At 66.2% G+C, this 18910-nt stretch carries 19 protein-coding genes; all 19 read right to left on the reverse strand.

Annotation, left to right across the window (positions count from 1 at the left end; genetic code table 11):
• Nucleotides 1–2: 2 nt before the first annotated feature.
• Nucleotides 3–383 carry a Rid family hydrolase gene (locus HNR59_RS16200; protein ID WP_183832074.1) on the reverse strand — a complete coding sequence of 127 codons (381 nt, stop codon included), beginning with the start codon at nucleotides 381–383 and terminating at the stop codon, nucleotides 3–5.
• Nucleotides 370–1119: an ABC transporter ATP-binding protein gene (locus HNR59_RS16205; RefSeq protein ID WP_183832075.1), complete on the reverse strand. Its 750-nt coding sequence runs from the start codon at nucleotides 1117–1119 to the stop codon at nucleotides 370–372. The genes HNR59_RS16200 and HNR59_RS16205 overlap by 14 nt, the downstream gene beginning before the upstream one ends.
• A complete protein-coding gene (locus tag HNR59_RS16210) occupies nucleotides 1103–1885 on the reverse strand; it encodes an ABC transporter ATP-binding protein (RefSeq protein WP_183832076.1) in 783 nt (260 codons plus the stop codon). The genes HNR59_RS16205 and HNR59_RS16210 overlap by 17 nt, the downstream gene beginning before the upstream one ends.
• Nucleotides 1860–2774 carry a branched-chain amino acid ABC transporter permease gene (locus HNR59_RS16215; protein ID WP_183832077.1) on the reverse strand — a complete coding sequence of 305 codons (915 nt, stop codon included), beginning with the start codon at nucleotides 2772–2774 and terminating at the stop codon, nucleotides 1860–1862. The genes HNR59_RS16210 and HNR59_RS16215 overlap by 26 nt, the downstream gene beginning before the upstream one ends.
• Nucleotides 2774–3673, reverse strand: a complete 900-nt coding sequence (locus HNR59_RS16220) for a branched-chain amino acid ABC transporter permease (protein WP_183832078.1) — start codon at nucleotides 3671–3673, stop codon at nucleotides 2774–2776. Before HNR59_RS16220 ends, HNR59_RS16215 begins: the two co-directional genes overlap by 1 nt.
• A 93-nt stretch (nucleotides 3674–3766) precedes the next feature.
• On the reverse strand, nucleotides 3767–4915 hold the full coding sequence (locus tag HNR59_RS16225; protein WP_183832079.1) for an ABC transporter substrate-binding protein: 1149 nt from the start codon (nucleotides 4913–4915) through the stop codon (nucleotides 3767–3769).
• 67 nt (nucleotides 4916–4982) lie between these two features.
• Nucleotides 4983–6275 carry an NAD(P)/FAD-dependent oxidoreductase gene (locus tag HNR59_RS16230; protein ID WP_183832080.1) on the reverse strand — a complete coding sequence of 431 codons (1293 nt, stop codon included), beginning with the start codon at nucleotides 6273–6275 and terminating at the stop codon, nucleotides 4983–4985.
• 370 nt (nucleotides 6276–6645) lie between these two features.
• Complete coding sequence (locus HNR59_RS16235; protein WP_183832081.1) at nucleotides 6646–7347, reverse strand: 2-oxo acid dehydrogenase subunit E2; 702 nt, start codon at nucleotides 7345–7347, stop codon at nucleotides 6646–6648.
• Nucleotides 7348–7351: 4 nt separating this feature from the next.
• Complete coding sequence (locus tag HNR59_RS16240) at nucleotides 7352–7585, reverse strand: biotin/lipoyl-containing protein (RefSeq protein ID WP_183832082.1); 234 nt, start codon at nucleotides 7583–7585, stop codon at nucleotides 7352–7354.
• Nucleotides 7586–7587: 2 nt separating this feature from the next.
• The gene (locus HNR59_RS16245; protein WP_183832083.1) at nucleotides 7588–8619 is read right to left on the reverse strand and encodes an alpha-ketoacid dehydrogenase subunit beta; all 1032 of its coding nucleotides are present in this window, start codon (nucleotides 8617–8619) and stop codon (nucleotides 7588–7590) included.
• Nucleotides 8620–8668: 49 nt separating this feature from the next.
• Entirely contained in the window at nucleotides 8669–9655 is a 987-nt protein-coding gene (locus tag HNR59_RS16250) for a thiamine pyrophosphate-dependent dehydrogenase E1 component subunit alpha (protein WP_183832084.1), read from the reverse strand.
• Nucleotides 9656–9869: 214 nt separating this feature from the next.
• Complete coding sequence (locus tag HNR59_RS16255) at nucleotides 9870–11777, reverse strand: sigma-54-dependent Fis family transcriptional regulator (protein WP_183832085.1); 1908 nt, start codon at nucleotides 11775–11777, stop codon at nucleotides 9870–9872.
• A gap of 228 nt (nucleotides 11778–12005) precedes the next feature.
• Nucleotides 12006–12878, reverse strand: a complete 873-nt coding sequence (locus HNR59_RS16260) for a DUF1684 domain-containing protein (RefSeq protein ID WP_183832086.1) — start codon at nucleotides 12876–12878, stop codon at nucleotides 12006–12008.
• Between the two features lie 23 nt (nucleotides 12879–12901).
• Nucleotides 12902–14245, reverse strand: coding sequence for an acyl-CoA thioester hydrolase/BAAT C-terminal domain-containing protein (locus HNR59_RS16265; RefSeq protein ID WP_183832087.1), 1344 nt, complete (start codon nucleotides 14243–14245; stop codon nucleotides 12902–12904).
• 5 nt (nucleotides 14246–14250) lie between these two features.
• Entirely contained in the window at nucleotides 14251–15156 is a 906-nt protein-coding gene (locus HNR59_RS16270; protein WP_183832088.1) for an Ldh family oxidoreductase, read from the reverse strand.
• Nucleotides 15153–15875, reverse strand: coding sequence for a GntR family transcriptional regulator (locus HNR59_RS16275; protein ID WP_183832089.1), 723 nt, complete (start codon nucleotides 15873–15875; stop codon nucleotides 15153–15155). Before HNR59_RS16275 ends, HNR59_RS16270 begins: the two co-directional genes overlap by 4 nt.
• Nucleotides 15876–15896: 21 nt before the next feature.
• A complete protein-coding gene (locus HNR59_RS16280; RefSeq protein WP_183832090.1) occupies nucleotides 15897–16724 on the reverse strand; it encodes an ABC transporter permease in 828 nt (275 codons plus the stop codon).
• A gap of 2 nt (nucleotides 16725–16726) precedes the next feature.
• Nucleotides 16727–17521 (reverse strand): ABC transporter ATP-binding protein, encoded by a 795-nt coding sequence (locus HNR59_RS16285; RefSeq protein ID WP_183832091.1) that lies wholly within the window; start codon nucleotides 17519–17521, stop codon nucleotides 16727–16729.
• A gap of 8 nt (nucleotides 17522–17529) precedes the next feature.
• Nucleotides 17530–18549: an ABC transporter substrate-binding protein gene (locus HNR59_RS16290; RefSeq protein WP_183832092.1), complete on the reverse strand. Its 1020-nt coding sequence runs from the start codon at nucleotides 18547–18549 to the stop codon at nucleotides 17530–17532.
• Between the last annotated feature and the right edge of the window lie 361 nt (nucleotides 18550–18910).

The following is an 18910-nucleotide window of genomic DNA, read 5'->3' on the forward strand; positions in this document are numbered from 1 at the left end:
CGTCAGCCCCTCACCGCGACCGCGCTGATTTCAACCAGAACACCGGGCACCGGAAAACCCACGACCACAACCGTATTGGCCGGCCGGATGTCCCCGAATGTCTCGCCGAGCGCCGCCCCCACGGCCGGCATCAACTCTGCGCCGGCAATATAGGTGGTGAGCTGGACGATGTCAGCCCGCCTGAAATCCGCCTGTGCAAGGGCTGCCTCGATATTGGTTACGATCTGGCGCACCTGCATGGCCGCGTCGGGATCGATCGTGCCGGTGGCGTAATTCATGCCCACCGTGCCGGAAACGAAAGCCTGGCTCCCGGTCACCACGGCTCTGGAATATCCATAGGCCGCCTCGAAATGCGAGCCGGAGGAGATGTTACGACGCGTCATGGCCAGCTTCCTGTTCGTCGGGATCCATGCCGAGATAGGCGATGCCTATGCGGCGGTCGTTGAGGATATCGGCCGCGGAGCCGGAAAACTCGTTCTGGCCCATTGCCAGCACATAGCCGCGGTCGGAGATTTCGAGCGCGCCATAGACGTCCTGCTCCACCATCAGCACGGTGATGCCGAGCTTCGCGGGCAGTTCCTTCACGCTGGCAAACATGTCGGCCGTGGCGGAGGGCGACAGCCCGGCGGACGGCTCGTCGAGCAGCAGCAGGCGGGGGCCGGCCATCAGCGCCGAAGCGAGCGCCACGGTCTGGCGTTCGCCACCGCTCATGGTGCCCGCCTTCTGGCGCATGCGCGGAGTCAGTATGGGGAAAATGCCGACCAGTTCCTCGATGCGCCGCGACACCGCCGCTCGGTCGAGCGTATAGCCGCCCAGCTCCAGATTCTCGCGAACGGTCATGCCTTTGAACGTGTTGGCAAGCTGGGGAACGAACCCGAGCCCGAGCCCGACCAGCTCTTCCGTCTGCCTGCCGAGGATGCTGTGGCCTTCAAGGCGCATTTCCCCCTTCGACCACGGCACGTAGCCCATGATCGACTTGAGCAGCGTGGACTTGCCGCAACCGTTCGGTCCGATGATCGATACGATCTCGCCGGCAGAAACCGACAGATCCACCCCGTGCAGCACCTGTGCCGGACCGTAGCCGGCGCGCAGGTTCGCGACTTCAAGCAACGGCTGCATGGCGCTTCCCCAGATAGACCTCCAGCACGCGCGGATCGCGCTGCATCTGCGCCGGCGTGCCGGAGGAAAGATTGCGGCCGGCGCTCAGCACGAACACATGATCGCAGGCCCCGCTGATGAACTTCATGTCGTGCTCGATGATGAGGAAGGTCTTGGCCGACCGGTCGCGCAGATCGCGCACCATGGAGACGAATTCGCGCACCAGCGTGGGGTTCACGCCGGCCGCCGGCTCGTCCAGCATGATGAGATCCGCGTCGCACATCACCGCGCGGCCGAGCGCCAGAAGCTTCTGCTGGCCGCCGGACAGATTGCCGGCATATTCGTTGGCGACCCGCGTCAGCTTCAGCGTTTCGAGGATTTCGCGCGCCCGGCCGAGCTGAGCCGTCTGCTGCGTCCTGATCGCGGCGCGGCGCAACAGCGCCTGCAACGGCAGCTCGCCGGTCTGACCGGCTGCCGCCATCAGCATGTTTTCCAGAACCGTCATGCGTTTGGTGGCATGGCCGTTCTGGAAGGTGCGCACCAGCCCGAGCCGCGCGATCCGGTGCGGAGCCATGCCGCCGATCTGCTCGCCCCTGAAACGGACCTGCCCGCTGTCGAACGGCAGGAAGCCGCTGACGCAGTTGAACAGCGTGGACTTGCCGCAGCCATTGGGGCCGACCAGCCCCACGATGCTGCGCTCGGCGACTTCCAGCGAAACGTCCTGAAGCGCGTGGAAGCCGGAAAAGCTCTTGGACAGGCGCTCAACGGCCAGCAGGGGTGTCGCCATCTGCGAACTCCTTCTTGCGTTCGGGGAACAGGCCGTCGGGGCGGTAAACCACGATCGCCATGATCAGCAGGCCGATCACCACCATGCGCAGGCTGGCGATCATCTGCGGGTCGAGCGCGATGACATCCTTGAGGAAGCGCGTGCTGTTGAGGAACACGGTGACGACCGCGACGCCGACGACCGAGGCCGCGAGATTGCCGCGACCTCCGATCATGACCATGGCCCAGATGATGATGGTGACGGTGGGCAGGAAGTCGGCCGGCGAAATGAAGGTCAGGTAATGGGCATAAAGCGCGCCGGCGAGCCCGATCAGCAGGCCGCCGATGGCGAGCGCCCGCACCTTGATGGAGAACACGGGCTTGCCGAGCGACAGGGCCAGATCATTCTCCTCGCGCACCGCCTTGAGCACGCGCCCGAACGGCGAGGATACGAGAAGGCGCAGCGCCAGATAGCATGCGATCGCCAGCAGCCAGACCAGCCCGCAGAAGGCCGCCGTCTGATATCCGGCCGGCACGATGGCATCGAGCGGGCGCGGTATGCCGACCAGACCGAACGAGCCGCGCGTCAGCCAGTCCTCGTTGAGCAGGATGAGGCGGATGACCTCGGCCAGCCCCACTGTGGTGATCGCCCAGTAGTGGACGTTGAGACGCTGCGTCGGCAGCGCGATCAGTGCCGAAACCAGCCCCGCCATCAGCGCACCGGCGAGCAGGCCCGCCCAGACCGGCACCCCGGCAAGGGTGAGCAGGCCGGACGTGTAGGCGCCGATGGCGAAGAAGCCGACGACGCCGAAATTGATCAGCCCGGCGATGCCGTACTGGAAATTGAGGCCGATGGCGGCAATCGTGTAGATGCCGATCATGGTCGCGAAATAAAGAACTATATCGGTCATCAGTCGCCACTCGTTCCCTGGAAGAGGCCGCGCGGCCGCAGGATGAGCACCGCCACCATTACGAGGAAGGCGACGGCCAGCTTGTATCCGGTATCGATGTAGAGCGGTCCGGATGCGAAGGGCAGGAACGACCAGTCGATGGCCAGCACGATGTTCTCGGCCAGCCCGATGATCAGCGCGCCCAGCATCGCGCCATGCACCGAGCCGATGCCGCCCAGAACGGCGGCCGCGAAGGCGGGCAGGATGACGCTGTAGCCCAGCTCCAGCGAAATCACCGTTTCCAGCCCGATCAGCGCGCCGCCGAGGGCTGCATAGCTGCCGACGATGAACCAGACCCTGGAGATGATCGCCTCGACGCGGATGCCCCGCGCCCGCGCCAGCTCGCTGTCGTCGGCCAGCGCGCGCATCGCCCGGCCAAGCCGCGTATGCGAAAGCAGCAGGTGGAAGCACAGCATGGCGATGACGCTGACGACGAGGATGGTGACCTGCGTGGAGGTTATGAAGCCGCCGGCGAAGGAAAAGCTGCGCGCCAGCGAGCCCTCGAAGGAATAGGATTTCGTGCCCCAGATCGCGCCGACGATGTTCTTGAGAAACAGCGAAAGCCCCATGGATGCGACCAGCAGCACAAGGCCCGGCGCGGTGCGCACGCGGGCGAACAGCGCCTTGTCGATGGCGACCGCGATGAAACCGGTGGCCACTGCGCTGACCGGAATGGCCAGCCACAGGTCGAGCCCCGCAGCGGACAGCGCATAGGCGAGATAGGCGCCGATGAGGGCCAGCTCGCCATGCGCGAAATTGGCGAACCGCAACAACGAGAACACCAGGGTGACGCCCATGGCGATCAGCCCGAGTTCGCTGGCGCGCACCAGCGAATTGATGAGTATCTGGGTGAGATTCATGTCGACGTCATTTTCCCGTTACGTCTTCCCTGCGTCCGGCCCCTGCAGCAGGTTCCGGGCGGGCGGCCTTTGTGCAAGGCCGCCCGCAACCGTTCAGTGGGCCGTATAGGGTTCGAGCTTGCCGGCCTTGATGACGAAGCTGCCATACTCCTGATTGTGCTGGATACCGTCCGCGTCGACGGACATGTCCGCATCCGAGACGCCGCGATAGATCTCGAAAGCCTTCGGCAGCGCGGCGGAAATGGCCGCGGGTTCGGCGGAATTCGCCAGATCCACGGCAAGCGCGGTCACCCATACGGCATCGTAGCCCACGCCGATGAACCAGTCGATGACCACATCGGAGCCCACGCGGGTCTCAAGCGAGGTCCTGAGCTGCTGGAAGCGTTCGCCGCGATCGGCCGCGATATCGAGCCCCTTCACGTCCTCGCAGGCCTCGGCGATGCAGGCGTTCACGATCTCGGCCGGATAGGGCTGATACCATGCGCCCTGCACGGTCTGCATGAGGCCCATTTCATAGGCCTGCTTGGTCAGCAGGCGGGCATTGTCGCCCCAGCTCACCGCAAGCACGATCTCGGGCTTGGGCGAGAACAGGCGCTGCAGCTCGGCGCGGTAGTCCGGCTGGCCCGCCTCGTAGCGGACTTCGGAGACCACCTCGCCGCCATTGGCGGCGACCGCTTCCTGCATGCGCCTGGCAAGGCCGACGCCATAGGCGTCGTTGGCCACGATGATGCCGACCTTTTTCTTGCCGGTGTCTTCCATGGCGAATTTGGCAAGGGCCGCGCCCATCACCTCGTCCGTGGCGATGATCGAGAAGTAGCCCTTGCCGAGCGAACGCACATCCGGCGACGAGGCGGTGAGGCCGACATGCGGAATATTCTTCGACAGCGAGTAGGACGCGGTTGGAATGGTGGTGGCGCTGCCGACGGTTCCAAGCACGACCGGAACCTTGTCGACGTCGACAAGCTTGCGGATGCCGTCCATGGCGGCCTGCGGGCTGGACTCGTCGTCCTCGATGACGAGCCGGAACTGCCGCGAGGGCGACAGCGCGTTCACTTCTTCCAGCGCCGTCTGCATGCCGAGCACGACGTTGTTGCCGCCACGGCCGAGGCTGCCGGTCATGGACAGAAGCACGCCGATGTCGACCGTCTGCGCATCCTGCGCCTGAACGGCCGGTGTGGTCATAAGCATCGGCAGGGAGATGGCTGAGAAGGCCAGTGCCTTCAAAATGGATCGTCTGATCATGTCAGTGTTCCCTCATAGGTTCGATATCTGGCAGTGCGGTCCGTTGAGGACTTCTTGTTGCCTGCGCCTAGAGCACGCTCTCGGCAGTCAGGAAGTATTTCTTCTCGAAACGATCGAGCGAAAAATCCGCCCTTGGCAGCGAGCAGGCGCCGGTCTGCGCCAGTTCGGCCGCCATTTCGCCAAGCGCCGGGCCGGCGCCGAAGCCATGGCCGCTCAGGCCGGAGATCAGCACGATGCCGGGATGCTGCGGGAGCTGGTCGACGACCGGCAGGGCATCGGGCGTAACGTCGATCCGGCCCGCCCAGCGCCGCGCGATGCGCAGTTCCGCACCATAGCCGAAGCGCCGGCGCAAGGCGGCCATGCAGCGGTCGATGATGGCGGCGGTCGGTTCCGGCTCGGGCACGCGGATCGCATCGTAGCGCGAAGCGTCGTCGCCACGATAGGCGCTGCGCCGGCGCGGATCGTCGATGAAGTGACGGCCAAGGTTGATGCGCACGCCGGAGGGGCGCTTCAGCAGCGCCGGCACGAAGCGGGGCGCCAGCCTGATGCCGCGCGGGCTGATGTCGAAATCGAAAGGCCCGTCGGTGCCCGGACCGATGGTGAGCCCGCCATCCTTGCGCGGCCGCGCCAGCACGTCGGGCAGCCAGATCGGATGCGTCAGTCCATGATCGAAGGGCTCGGTGCTGGCAAGCGAAACGCGCAGATCGTTGAGCGGAAGCGAAACCCTGAACGGGGCGAGAAGGTCGGCGGCCCACACGCCGGCGGTCACGATCACACGCCCGGCCCCGATGAAACCGGCCTCCGTCTCGATGCCGCTGACATGCCCGCCCTGCGTGACGATACGCTTCGCGACGCAACGCTCATGGACGACGACGCCGCGCGACCGCACCAGCCCGGCCAGCGCCTCGGTGGCGAGGTCGGGCTCGGCCCAGGCGTCGTCTGCCGTGAACAGGCCGCCCTCGTAATTGCCGCGCAGCCGGGGCACGAAGGCCGACACCTCCTGCCGTGACATCACCTGCGAATGGAGCCCGGATTGCGCGGCAAGGGCTGCCCAGCGGCGCATCTTTTCAAGCTGTCCGGCGTCGGAGGTCGGGGCCAGAATGCCATCGTCGTGGAAGCCGATGTCGGTCGCGACCTCGGCGCTGATCTGCCGCCACAGCGCCAGCGCCCGCCGCGCCATCGGGATTTCCCGAAGATCGCGGCCCTGCTGGCGGATGAAGCCCGCGTTCCGGCTCGACTGCTCGCCGCCGATACGGCCCTTCTCAAGCACCGCCACGCGCAGGCCCTGCCGGTTGAGCAGCCACGCTGCCGAGCAGCCGACAATTCCTGCGCCAATGATTGCGACGTCGTAGTTCGACATGGGTGCTCTGTGACTTGTTGCTTGTTATAACAAATTGCAGGATGGGCGATTGCTGTCAACCCGGATTCCGCAGCGTCAGCTGTGCAGGATCAGAAAAACCGAAAACCGTGACAGGATCTGCCGGCAACCCAAGGGCTGTTCGCGGGGTCGAAACGCGGCGCAGGCTGCGTTCGTCCGCCGAACAGGAAGCCCGCTCAAGCATGCGACCACGCCATCGCGCATGCATTTGGCCGATGCGGGCCCGCACGGGCCAGGCTGAAAACAGCAACGGCCCGTCGCTTCATGCGCGACCGGATGTGCAGCTCCGCTTGTGATCGAGCAGGAAGCCCGGTGGGGGCACGGCGCACCGGCCGGGCTTGCCTGTCATGTCTCAGCCCGCTTCCCCTATCGATGCGCACAGGTCCGACAGGAACGCCGCCGCGGGGGCGCCGTCCACTGCCTGATGATCGAAGGTGAGCGACAGTCCCATGGATGTGCGCCAGATGAGCCTGTCATCCTCACCCCGGCAGGCGACTTCCTGCATGCGCCCGATGCCGAGTATGGCGATCTGCGGCGTGTTGAGGATGGGCGTGAAATAACGCACGCGCGACAGGCCGAGATTACTGACCGTGAAGGTGCCTTTCGTCATTTCGGGCACGGTCAGTCTGTTGGCCCTTGCCCGTTCCGCCAGATCGCGCCGCGCCGCGGCGCGCGCCTGCAGATCCATGGCCCCGGCATCGAAGATGGCCGGCGCCACCAGCAGGTTTCCCGGCAGCGCGATCGCCACGCCAAGGTGTATCGCCGCCGAAAGGTGCACCGCACCTTCCGACAGCGTGCCGTTCATATGCGGATGCCGCGCCAGCACCGTCACCACGGCATCGAGGATCAGATCCTCGACCGAGACCCGGACGCCATCCTTCTCCAGGGCGGCCTTGCGTGCCAGCAGAGCGTCGGCGAAGCAGTCCGCATGGTGGGTGAGCTGCGCCGTCTCGGCGAGGCTGCTGCGCATCTTCTGCGCGATCATGGCGCGCGCGCCGCGCAGCGGCACCACGCGGTCGGCGAGCCCGTGCGGATCGGATGACGTCTGCGTCATGGTCTTACCCGATCCTGCCTATGACATCGCCTTTGGAGACGATGTCATCGACCTTGCTGATGATGGTCAGGGGCCCGTCGGCCGGCGCCCTGACCTCATACTGGATCTTTGCCACCATGATCTCGGCCAGCAGCATGTCCTTCGTCACGGCGGCCCCGTCCGAGGCGAACCAGTTGGTCACCACGGCCTGCTCGTCGCCGTCCCACATGTCGTCGGCGATGGTGATGTCCGTTGCCATGCTCAGGCTCCTGCGATGGTGTCGAATGCGGCGACGATCTTGTCGGGGTTGGGCAGGCAGAACTGCTCCATCGGCCGCGAGAACGGGATCGGTACATCGGGATAGGCGACGCGGCGCGGCGCGGCCTTCAGCACCGAAACGTCGCGCTCGCACACCGAAGCAATGATTTCTCCCGAAACGCCGAAGCTGTGATAGTCCTCGTCCACGACGATCAGCCGGCCGGTCTTCTTCACCGAGTTGAAGACGGTGTCGCGGTCGAGCGGCACCAGCGTGCGCAGGTCCACCACTTCGGCGCTGACGCCCCTCTTCGCCAGCAGATCGGCCGCCTTGAGCGCATTGTGCACGCCCATGGCGAGCCCCACGATGGTCACATCCATGCCCTCGCGCACCACGGCCGCCTTGCCGAAGGGCACTTCGTAGCTCTCTTCGGGCACATTCACGGTGGCGCCCGGCTCGGTGCCCAGCCAGCCCATGCCCTGAAGGCCCTTGTGATACATGAAGATCACGGGGTTCTCGTCGCGGATCGCCGCCGTCATCATGCCCTTGGCGTCATAGGCGTTGGAGGGTGACACCACCTTCATGCCCGGCAGATGGGCGAAGGTGCCGTAGAGGCATTGCGAGTGCTGGCCGGCATCCGAATAGCCGCCGCCGGTCGAGGTCATCAGCACCAGCGGAACCTTGACGGACCCGCCGGAAAAATAGGTGTTCTTGGCCATCAGATTGTAGATGGCGTCCATGCACACGCCGAAGAAATCGACGAACATCAGCTCGACGATCGGCCGCATGCCGTCGGAGGCCGCGCCCACCGCCGCGCCGATGAAGCCCGTTTCGGAAATCGGCGTGTCGCGCACCCGCAGCTTGCCGAACTCCTCGACTAGGCCGCGCGTGTTGCCGAACACGCCGCCCAGCGTGCCGATGTCCTCGCCCATGACGAAGACGCGCTCGTCGACGCGCATTTCCTGCGCGATCGCCTCGGCCATGGCGCGCGCTATGGTCAGGCGCCGTTCATTGGTGGCGGAAACCTTGTCGTTCATTGTCTCTCTCCCGAAAAATCCGTGACTGGAAGCCGGACGCAGCCGGCGGTCATGCGAAAACCCGATCCAGCGCCTCTTCGGCGGCCGGATAGTCGCTGTTGCGGGCAAACTCGATCGCTGCATCGACGCGCGCCCGTGCCTTTGCGGCAAGCGCTGCATCGTCTTCTGCGATCAGGTCGCCGGCGGCGATCAGCCTTTCGCGCAGCCGCGGGATCGGATCCTTCGCGAACAGCGCGTCCTTCTCGCCCTTCGGACGGTAGCCTTCGGCATCGCCCATGAAATGGCCGGCGAGCCGCCAGGTCTCGATCTCGATCAGCGTCGGCCCGCCGCCCGCACGCGCACGCGCAATGGCCTCGCCGGCTGCCTCGAAGATGGCGAGGGGATCGTTGTCGGCCACATACACGCCCGGCATGCCGTAGGCGGCGGCGCGCACGTCGTTGCGCGGCACGGCGGTGGCGTCGGCCTTCGGCACGGAAATGCCCCAGGAATTGTCCTCGATCACGAAGATGACCGGCAGCTCCCACACCGCCGCAAGGTTGAGAGATTCATGGAAGGCGCCCTGATTGGCCGCGCCCTCGCCGAGAAAGGCGACCGCCACGCCCTCCCTGTTCGACATCTTGCGCGACAGGGCCGCACCGACGGCGGGCGCCATGCCCTGCGCGATGATGCCGGAACAGGAAAAGTTCACGGCCGGGTCGAAGATGTGCATGTGGCCGCCGCGTCCGCCGCTCAGGCCCGTCTTCTTGCCGAATATCTCGGCCGCCATGCGGTCGAGATCGACGCCCTTGGCGATGGCGACGTGATGCGGGCGATGCGTGGACGTGACGATGTCGCCGGCGTTCAGATGCGCGCATACGCCGACCGCACACGGCTCCTGTCCGTTCGACAGGTGCATCTCGCCCGGGATCGGGCCGTTGGCCATGTTGAAGGCCGGCGTCTTGCCCTCAAGATAGATCTTCTCGATGGTTTCCTCGAAATAGCGGCTGACGAGCATGTGCTCGTACATCCACAATTGCTGTTCCCTGTTCGGCTGCATATCGCTCTCCTCCAACAAACCGCACCCTGCCGCGGATGCGCTGCCTGTCGGAAAGCGAGATGCGTGCCAGTTCGAGAAAAGCCGGAAACCCTTGCGGTTTTTCTCCGGGCACCATCCATGGCAGGCGCAATCCTGCGACCTGTGTCGCGGAACTGAGACAGGACTGGCGCAACCGTGCGACGCGGGCCCGGAAGCGGCCCTGAACCTGAAGCGGTCAGCCGTTCGGGCGTGCCAGTTCGTATTCCTTCATGCGGCGATGCAGGGTCGCACGGCTGATGCCGAGGTGCCGTGCGGCCTTAGAAACCGCCCAGTTGCACTCGTGCAGCGCCTGCAGGATGCGCAGACGCTGAGCCATGTCGCTGGCGTTGCGCAGGCTGTCCCCGGTCGCGTCGGCCGCGTCGGCCGGGCCGTCCTCGTCCGGAGAGGCCGGCTGCCTTCCCGCCCGGATTTCTTCCGGCAGGTCGTGGACCCCGACGATCCCGTCGTCGCAGGTCAGCGCCAGCAGGCGCAGCACGTTGGACAATTGCCTGATATTGCCCGGCCAGGGGTGCGACACCAGCCATTCCAGAGCTTCGGCCGACAGCGACAATGGCCCGGCGGCGCACTTGTGCCCTGCCGCCAGCGACTGGATAAGCTCGCGCAGATCGCTTCGTTCGCGCAGCGGCGGCAGCGCGATGCGCACGCCGTGGATGCGGTAGTAGAGATCCTGCCGGAAGCTGCCTTCCGCGACCATGCGTTCCAGATCGCGGTGGGTGGCGCAGACGATGCTGAGCGCGACCGGAACAGGCTCGACCGCCCCCAGCGGCGTCACCTCGCGCTCGGACAGCACCCGCAGCAGGCGGGTCTGCAATTCCAGCGGCATGTCGCCGATCTCGTCGAGGAACAGCGTGCCGCCGCTCGAAGCCAGAACCTTGCCGGTCTTGCCCTGCTTCAGCCCGCCGGTGAAGGTGCCGGGCTCATATCCGAACAGCTCGCTGTCGAGCAGGGATTCGGGGATCGCCGCGCAGTTGACCGCCACGAACGGCCGCTCGCTACGCGCGGAATGCATGTGGATGGCGCGGGCGAAGGCCTCCTTGCCGGTGCCCGTCTCGCCCTGCAGCAGGATGGGCAGGTCGGCATCCGCGACCCGGCGCGCCAGTTCGACATTGCGCTGCATGCGCGGCTCACCGCCCGCGAGGCGCTCGAAGCCGGGCCCGGCCGCCGGCTGCCGGGCTGGCCCGCGCAGCCTGACGCCGGGCGCAGGCGGCTGGACGATGACGCTGCTGCGTCGGCCATTCGGAAACGCGTAGGCATATTGCGCATCGCCACCCTGGGCGTCGAGCCGTTGCAGGCGTCCGGCGCCACTTTCCAGCGCCCGCAGGGGAACGCCGAGCAACTCGCTGACGGGCTGGCGCAGCACATCGGCGCGCGCCGCGCTCAGAAGCCGCAGTGCGCTTTCGGACGCGCCCGCGACGAAGCCGCCGTCATCCACCGCCAGCAGGGACTGGAAAACCTCGCCATTGATGTCGGGCGCCTGTGCCAGCCCGATCAGGAAATGGCTGCGGAAGCGGTTGCGGAACAGGGCCGTCTCGGTCCATCCGGCCGAGTCCCTCACCAGCCGGTGCAGCAGCTTCGCCTCGCCCGGCTGGATGCCGGCATTGCCCGCCAGCGTCAGCACGCCGAGAATGTCGCCTTCGGGATCGACCATGGGCGTGGACACGCAGACGAACTTCTTGAGCCGGTTGTGATAGTGATCGGAGCCGATCACGAAGGTGCCGTGGCGCTCGACGAGCGTGGTGCCGATGCCATTGGTGCCGACGACGGATTCGTTCCACACCGACCCCTGCGCCAATCCCTTGTCGCGCAGGTGATGCGCGGTCTCGGAATCGCAGAAATCCTTGACGACGACGCCGAGCCGGTCCGCGAACAGTACGCTGTAGCCGGTGTCGCGGACCACCTTGCGCATGTGGATCATGGCGCCCGAGCCGAACTCCACCCGGTCGAGCGTGCGCTCGAACCGCTGGCGGATCTCGCTGTCGGTCAGCCGCGCGGGCGGGAACGCCCCGTTCGGATCGAGATTGTAGTCATCCCGGCAGCGTTGCCATGAGGCGGCAAGCGCCGAGGCGGTTTCCACCGAAGCCATGATGCCTCCCAACAACCAGCCTCCTCGTCCCCACAGTGTGCGCCACCCTTGCCGCATCGGCAAGAGGCCTGACGGCGGGAAGCGCAGTGCCCCGGTTCAGGAAGAGGTCTCGGGGGTGATGCCCTGCTTCAGCAGGCAACGGCTTCGATGCCGCCATGAGCGCCATGGATAAGGCGGAAGAGCGCTCGATGGAGCGCACTCTTCCATACCTCATGATCAGGGCTTGTCTCAGACCTTATAGGTCATGGTCCGCACGATATCCCGCGCGGGGCGCTTTTCGCCGGCCAGCACCTCGAAATCGAGCTGGTTCTCGGCAGGCGCCAGCGGGCAGGTGACGAAGTTGGTGAAGGCGCAGGGCAGGGCGACCGCATAGTTGAAGTCGATCCAGTCGATACGCGTCTTCGCCTCGTCGGCGAACTGCAGCTCGATCACCCGGCCCGCACCATAGGTCACCGGGCCGCTGGTCCTGTCGCGTATATGCGCCACCGGCTGCACGCCGGCCGGCGTATCCTTGCCGATCAGCACGAGGCTGTAGCTTTTGCCATTGTGCTGGAAGGTGAAGGTGCCGATGCGCGGGGTCGATTCACGCACCCCCGCTTCCACGGTTTCCGCTTCATATTCGGTCTTCGGGGTCGGCGTGTAGACGCCGGGAATGCGCCATGCGGGATCGTAGTCGAAAGCCGAGACGCCGGCGTCCTCAAGACGTGCCGCCTGGCGCGGATCGCGCACGCGCACGCCATAGAGCGGCTTGCCGTCCTGCGTGGTGCGCAGGATCGCCTCGACCTCGTTGAGGCCGAAATAGACCGGCAGGCTCTTGCCGTGGCCATAGGTCTGGTTGCGGCCGGGGATGATCTCGACCGGGGCGGCGGGATATTCGCCATTCACCGACAGGGTCGGGCCGGAGGTGGGCGGGGTGAACATGATGCGCCCGCCTTCGACCGACCAGAGGCCGGGCAGCATGTCGAAGCTGACATCCCTGTCACCCTCTTCCAGCCAGTACTGGGCAACCAGCGAGGTCCAGCCATAGGGGCGGAACATGGTGGCGACATGGGCATAGCGCCATTCGCGCCACTGGCCTTCCAGATGTTCTGTCGTGGGCATGTTGCTCTTCCTTTCCAGGGAATTCAGGTGTCGGCCGGGGCGTTGGGAAGCTTTCCGGTGGTGCCGGTGACTTCGCCCAGGAATTCGAGAACGCCGCGCCATGAGCCGACATCGGCCGCGGCATTGCCGGCCGGCGTGCCGCCATTGGTGTAGGGCACCTTCGAGACCGGATGCTCGCGGGTCAGCTGCGTCGACGGCACGACGGGAATGTTGATGGCGTGGCCGGCATCGTCGAAATCGAGATGGCGCACCAGATGCGGATGGTTGTGCCGGCGCAGCGTCGACACCACCATGCGCGAATAGAGGCTGGAGGGCCATGCGCGGTCGTCGCGGCCGGAAATCAGCAGCACCGGGCCGGCGATCTTTTCGACCGGAATGCGGGCGCGGGCCGCCAGCTCCGTATCCTTCAGGCCCTCGAAGAACACCGAATGATGGCGTGTCGGCGGCACCGCACCCGCCCATGGATGCCAGTGCACGGCGCTGTTGTTGTCCCACAGATGCGGCAGGGCCTCGCCGTTGCGGGTCCATGTCACGCCCTGCCAGCCGCCGCGCGCCGGATCGCCGGCCCCCTGCGCGCCATGGACCATGGCGCCGGGCACGAAGGCGATGACCGCCGACACAAGATTGGGGAAGGTGGCGCCAAGCAGCAGCGCCAGCTCGCCGCCGCGCGACTGTCCGCTCAGAGCGACGAAGCCGTCCTTTGGCGCGAGCTTCGCATGCGCATAGCGCAGGCCGGCTTCCAGATATTCGAGCGGCGTTTCGGTGATGTAGGGCGACAGGCCCGGCGCCTTGAAATAGCCGAGCGCGAAGGCGGTGTAGCCTCGCGAGGCAAGCAGGGCCGCGCGCGGTTCGTTGATGCCGCCGCCCGAGCCGTTCAGCACCACCACGACCGGATGCGGGCCGGGCTCGGCCGGGGTGAACAGGGTTCCCACCAGCCCGTCCTCGCGAATCTCGCGGCGGCCGATGCCGACAGACGCGAAACGCTGCAGAAGTTCTGCATCGGCGCTGGCCCCATCGACGGTTTCGACGGTGAGCAGGGTGCGCAGCGGCACCATGACATCGATGGGGAAGATTTCATTGCTGGTGCCGTCGACGGGTTGCTGGCTCCAGACCGGCCCCATCGGCGCGACGCGGGCATAGTCGCCGCCGACCGGGGCGTCGCGGCTGAGATCGACCACGCCATCGGCATCGGCCATGAAGCTTGCCTGGCTCATCCATTCGACGCCGTTGCCGCGCAGGGTGCGGGCGGAAATGGCGACGCGCTCATCGGGCACCAGACCGGAAACGACGATGCGGCGCGGCTCATCGATCAGCGCATCGACGGGTTCGATCGAAAAGACGGGTACGGAAACAGGTTTCGTCGTCATCGGGATCACCGTGTGTTCATGCGCGCGAGATGGGCGTCGAAGCGCCGGGCAAAGTCGTCGTCCAGAACGGTGTCCGGCAACACCGCGCCGCCGCGCGGCCAGTAGCCGCCGCCGCCGGTCCAGTCGCTTTTCAGGGCGGCGAGCTTGTCCTGCCAGCCGGTGCGTTCTTCCGCGGCTCCCGGATCGAAGGCGAGGAGGAAGACGCCGCGCCCCTTCGGATCGCCCCGCCCGGCACCGGCGACGCCGGCCATCAGTTCGACGACGAGGCCGAGCAGCGAGCCGATCTGGCCGCCGCGCGGCAGCAGCGCGGCCACCTCGGCGGCAATGGTCGTGGGCCTGCCTTCGCCGTCCACCGCGATGCCTTCGCGCACCGGCGTGCCATCGGTGCGGGCGTTGCGGATGTCGGCCATGGTGGCGGAACTGCTGGCAATGTCGATGATGACGCGGTCATCGCCGTGGCCCATGGCCAGCGCGAAAGGGTTGGTGCCGATCACCGGCCGCGCGCCGCCATGCGGGGCCACGAAAGGCGGGCCCTCGGCCCCCGCCATGCCGACAAGGCCGGCATCGGCCAGATGGCGCACGAACGGAGCGAGGCGGCCAAAACCCCGCACGCCGCGCAGGAAGATGGCAGCGATGCCCAGCCGGCGCGTGGCCTCGGCCAGATCTAGCGTCGCGCTGGCCACGGCGAGCGGCGCAAAGCAAGCGGAACAGTCGAGCCAGCTTACGGCCTGCGGCGCGACGGCTTCCGGCACGGCGGAGGCTTGCGCCGTCCACTCGTCGAGCATGGCGATGCCGAAGCGCGGCAGGCCGAGCGCATCGGCCTCGACCAGCGCCGAGGCTGCAAGCTTCGCGGCCGCACTGCCGCCCAGAGCCGCCGACAGGCGCTCCACCGCATCGTGAACCCGGATCATTCGCCTGCGCTCCGCCCGGTTCCGCCGGTCTGGATTTCGTTCCGGGAGAGATAGCCCAGCGTCATCAGGCGCTCGATCAGGAATTCCCGGCTGCTCCTGATATGGGCGGTCTCGATCGCGGCCGCGCGCTCGCCGTCACCGGCCTCGATGGCATCGACCAGCGCCGTATGCTCGTCGGAATGCTCGCCGGTCTTGACGGTGAAATCGATGGCGAAGCGCAAAAGCCGCTCCAGTTCGTCGAACAGGTTTTCCGAAAGCGCGACCACGCGCCGGTTGCGGCTGCAACGGGCGATGGCGATGTGGAAGCGGCGCGCGACCTGCTGCATGGCACCGATGTCGAGCGGGGCGGCATATTCCGAAACGATCCGGCGCAGCGTCGCGATGTCGGCGCTGGTGGCGTAGCGGGCCGCCTGCCTTGCCGCGTGCGGTCCGATCGCAGCGCGCAGGTCGAGGATTTCATGCACGGCCTGAAAGGTGATCGGGGCGACGCGATAGCCGCTGCGCGGCAGGATCGCGACCAGCCCGTCGGCGGCAAGCTTCTGCATGGCATCGCGCACCGGCGTCTTCGAGACCTCGTAGCGCTGGGCGATCGAAGCCGCATCGAGCGTCGTCCCCGGCGCGATCTCACAGCGCATGATCTCCTGCCGCAGCGCAGCATAGATGCGCTCCGAAACAGGTGCATTTGCGATGGGAGTGGGGTCAGCGGCGTCGATGGTCATGGGCTTGCGATCCTCAGCCCGTCAATGCCTGGCCCAGGGCACGAACCGCCGCTCCAGCGCCTCAAGCGCCAGAATGGTGAGGTAGCCCATGACCGAGATCACCACGATGCCAACGAACATGCGCGACACGGCGAAGGTCTGCCACGATGCCCAGATGAAGAAGCCGACGCCGCTGCGCGCGCCGAGGAACTCGGCGGCCGCGATGATGATGTAGGAGGAGCCGGCCGCGAGCTTCAGCCCGGTGAAGATGCTGGGCAGCGCGGCGGGAAAGGCGACGCGCCAGAAGGTCTGGAAGCGGGTTGCGCCGGCGTTCCTTGCCACATCCATGTAGATCTGCGGCGTCTGCATCACCCCGCCCATGGTGTTGTAGAACATCAGGAAGAACACGCCGATGGCGATGACCACGAACTTCGAGGCGTCGCCGACACCGAAGATCAGCAGGATCAGCGGCAGGATGGCGATTTTCGGCACGGGATAGAGCGCCGCGAAGATGGGGCCGAGCACGCGGCGCACCGGCTGCGACAGTCCCAGAATGAGCCCGATGACGATGCCGGGAACCGCGCCCATGAGGTAGCCGATGCCCACCCGGCGCAGCGTCGCGCCGATGTGCTGGAACAGCTCGAGGCTCACGATCATGCGCCATGCCGTATCGGCAATGGCGCTGGGTGCGGGAAAGAAGCGCCGGTCGATGAGGTTGAACTGGCTGGACAGCTCCCACAGCAGCAGGAGCAGCAGCGGGCTGAAATAGGAGGCGATGCGGAAGATCCGCTCGCGGCGGGCGGGCGCCTTGAGCCTGCGCCATTCATCTTCGGTCAGATGGACGGAGGTTTTGGTGGAAACAGCGCTCATCTTCATGCCTCCACGGGCGAGGCCAGCAGGCGCCAGACCTCATAGGTCAGATCCCAGAAGCGCTTGTCGCGGCGCATCTCGACGACATCGCGCGGGCGCTCGAACGGCACCGCAAGGTCGGCCACCAGCCGGCCGGGACGCGGCGACATGACCAGAACGCGGTCGGCCAGCGTCAGCGCCTCATCGACGCTGTGGGTAATGAAGACGACAGTCTTGCCGGTGGTTTCCCAGATGCGCAGCAGTTCCTGCTGGAGCACGAGACGGGTCTGCTCGTCGAGCGCGCCGAAGGGCTCGTCCATCAAAAGGATCTCGCGGTCGTCGACCAGCGCGCGCGCAACCGAGACGCGCTGCTTCATGCCGCCGGAAAGCTGGTGCGGGCGGGCCGTGGCGAATTCCGTGAGGCCGGTGAGCGCCAGCATGTCGCGCACGCGAGCTTCCTTTTCCGCGCGGGCAACGCCCTTGAGGCTCAAAGGAAAGGCGATGTTTTCCGACACCGTCAGCCACGGCAAAACCGAAGCTTCCTGAAACACCATGGCCGGCGGCGTGGCGCTGTGCAGCTTCACCGTTCCGCTGAGCTGCTCTTCAAGGCCGGCAAGAATGCGCAGCACCGTGGTCTTGCCGCAGCCGCTGGGGCCCACGATGCAGACGAACTCGCCGCGCTTGACGGAAAAGCTGACGTCGGAGACGGCCACGGTGACGCGGTCGCCTTCGCTGTCGTAGAAGGCCTTTGTCAGGTGGCTGACCTCGACGGCCGGTTTCGTTTCCTGCGCCGCCGCCGGGCGTGCTGCCTCATCCATCGCTGGCCTCACGGCTTGCTTGCGAGCAGGTCGTTGGCACGCTTGAGAAGATCGACGCGGTAGACGCTTTCGATGTCCACCGGACCGTCATATTCGAGCGCGCCGCGCTTGCGGAAGAATTCCTCCTGCTCGCGCACCGAGGCCATGTCGATGGCCCCGTCCTCCGAGCGCACGGTATAGGGAATGCCGCGCAGGGCGTCGGGCTCGGTGCCGGTGTATTTCGCCACGACGTCGAGGATCTTCGCGTCCTCCCATCCGCCATTGTCGAGCAGGCGGGCAGCCTTGAGATAGGCGGCCATGAACTTCACCACCGCATCCTCGTTTGCGGCGACGAAATCCTGATTGAAGGCGATCAGGCCGAGTTCGGTGCCGAAAGTGTGGTCCTCGACCAGACGGCGGCCGAGGCCCTGCTTTTCCAGCTGGCCGGCGAAAGGCTCGATGCTCCAGCCGGCATCCAGCGCGCCGTTGGCGAAGGCGGCGGCGGTCGCGGGCGGCGGCAGGAAGACCGGCTCGACGTCGTCGAAGGTCAGGCCGCCCTTTTCAAGCGCCTTGCCGACGGAGAACATGCCGAAGCCGCCGGGGCCGGGAATGCCGATGCGCTTGCCCTTGAGATCGGCGACGGAGCGAACGCCGGCGTCCCACGCGGTCTGCGAAACCATGAAAGGCGAGGGGGAAGGCACGGTCCAAGGCATGCGGGCCGAGGTGGCGATGATCGCGACGGTGGCGCCGCGATCCAGCGCGTTGAACAGGCTGGAGGCCCAGGTGGCGGCGCCGGCTTCGATGTTGCCGGAAGCGAGCATCTGGATGGTTTCGGCCGTGTCGCCCTTCGGCGAGAGCGTCACGTCGACACCGAAGTCGTCGAAGTAGCCAAGCTCCTCGGCGACGAAGAAGGGCGCATAGTCGGCATAGGGCGAATAGAGGAATTCGATCTTCGGCAGGTCCTGCGCGAAGGCCGGGACGGCGAACGAGCCTGCCAGAGCCGCTGCGGCAGCGGCTGCGATGAGATCACGACGGCTGATTGATGACATGCGCGAGACTTCCTTTCGTGCGCCAGTGCGTCCTTGCGGCGCCGGCATCCCACATCCCGTCACGGCCCGGAGGCGAAGACCTTTCGCGCGTGATCAGATGGTCCAACCGGACACTGTGATGTAACTCTGATGCATCAGTCTTGCAACCAGATATTCCAAAGCAACGGCTGCTTTGGTCTGGCATGCAGGATGAGCCGGCCTTGTTTTCGGGCCTGCTCTTGCAACAGGCTGCTATCTGGCTGGAAGAGTGCTTGCCACGGAAGGAAAAACCTTCTGTTCTTTTGCTCAGGGCGGAAATTTATTCCGGCCTGGGTGGGGAAGATTTTCACCCGATCGACAGTCAGACCTTAAGGGTTTGCGC

The organism is Aquamicrobium lusatiense (assembly GCF_014201615.1).
GTDB lineage: Bacteria > Pseudomonadota > Alphaproteobacteria > Rhizobiales > Rhizobiaceae > Mesorhizobium > Mesorhizobium lusatiense.

What these genes read in the sequence shown, in the direction of transcription:
- HNR59_RS16200 (WP_183832074.1), bottom strand. Translation starts at nt 383, where the DNA reads ATGACGCGTCGTAACATCTCCTCCGGCTCGCATTTCGAGGCGGCCTAT.
- HNR59_RS16205 (WP_183832075.1), bottom strand. Translation starts at nt 1,119, where the DNA reads ATGCAGCCGTTGCTTGAAGTCGCGAACCTGCGCGCCGGCTACGGTCCG.
- HNR59_RS16210 (WP_183832076.1), bottom strand. Translation starts at nt 1,885, where the DNA reads ATGGCGACACCCCTGCTGGCCGTTGAGCGCCTGTCCAAGAGCTTTTCC.
- HNR59_RS16215 (WP_183832077.1), bottom strand. Translation starts at nt 2,774, where the DNA reads ATGACCGATATAGTTCTTTATTTCGCGACCATGATCGGCATCTACACG.
- HNR59_RS16220 (WP_183832078.1), bottom strand. Translation starts at nt 3,673, where the DNA reads ATGAATCTCACCCAGATACTCATCAATTCGCTGGTGCGCGCCAGCGAA.
- HNR59_RS16225 (WP_183832079.1), bottom strand. Translation starts at nt 4,915, where the DNA reads ATGATCAGACGATCCATTTTGAAGGCACTGGCCTTCTCAGCCATCTCC.
- HNR59_RS16230 (WP_183832080.1), bottom strand. Translation starts at nt 6,275, where the DNA reads ATGTCGAACTACGACGTCGCAATCATTGGCGCAGGAATTGTCGGCTGC.
- HNR59_RS16235 (WP_183832081.1), bottom strand. Translation starts at nt 7,347, where the DNA reads ATGACGCAGACGTCATCCGATCCGCACGGGCTCGCCGACCGCGTGGTG.
- HNR59_RS16240 (WP_183832082.1), bottom strand. Translation starts at nt 7,585, where the DNA reads ATGGCAACGGACATCACCATCGCCGACGACATGTGGGACGGCGACGAG.
- HNR59_RS16245 (WP_183832083.1), bottom strand. Translation starts at nt 8,619, where the DNA reads ATGAACGACAAGGTTTCCGCCACCAATGAACGGCGCCTGACCATAGCG.
- HNR59_RS16250 (WP_183832084.1), bottom strand. Translation starts at nt 9,655, where the DNA reads ATGCAGCCGAACAGGGAACAGCAATTGTGGATGTACGAGCACATGCTC.
- HNR59_RS16255 (WP_183832085.1), bottom strand. Translation starts at nt 11,777, where the DNA reads ATGGCTTCGGTGGAAACCGCCTCGGCGCTTGCCGCCTCATGGCAACGC.
- HNR59_RS16260 (WP_183832086.1), bottom strand. Translation starts at nt 12,878, where the DNA reads ATGCCCACGACAGAACATCTGGAAGGCCAGTGGCGCGAATGGCGCTAT.
- HNR59_RS16265 (WP_183832087.1), bottom strand. Translation starts at nt 14,245, where the DNA reads ATGACGACGAAACCTGTTTCCGTACCCGTCTTTTCGATCGAACCCGTC.
- HNR59_RS16270 (WP_183832088.1), bottom strand. Translation starts at nt 15,156, where the DNA reads ATGATCCGGGTTCACGATGCGGTGGAGCGCCTGTCGGCGGCTCTGGGC.
- HNR59_RS16275 (WP_183832089.1), bottom strand. Translation starts at nt 15,875, where the DNA reads ATGACCATCGACGCCGCTGACCCCACTCCCATCGCAAATGCACCTGTT.
- HNR59_RS16280 (WP_183832090.1), bottom strand. Translation starts at nt 16,724, where the DNA reads ATGAGCGCTGTTTCCACCAAAACCTCCGTCCATCTGACCGAAGATGAA.
- HNR59_RS16285 (WP_183832091.1), bottom strand. Translation starts at nt 17,521, where the DNA reads ATGGATGAGGCAGCACGCCCGGCGGCGGCGCAGGAAACGAAACCGGCC.
- HNR59_RS16290 (WP_183832092.1), bottom strand. Translation starts at nt 18,549, where the DNA reads ATGTCATCAATCAGCCGTCGTGATCTCATCGCAGCCGCTGCCGCAGCG.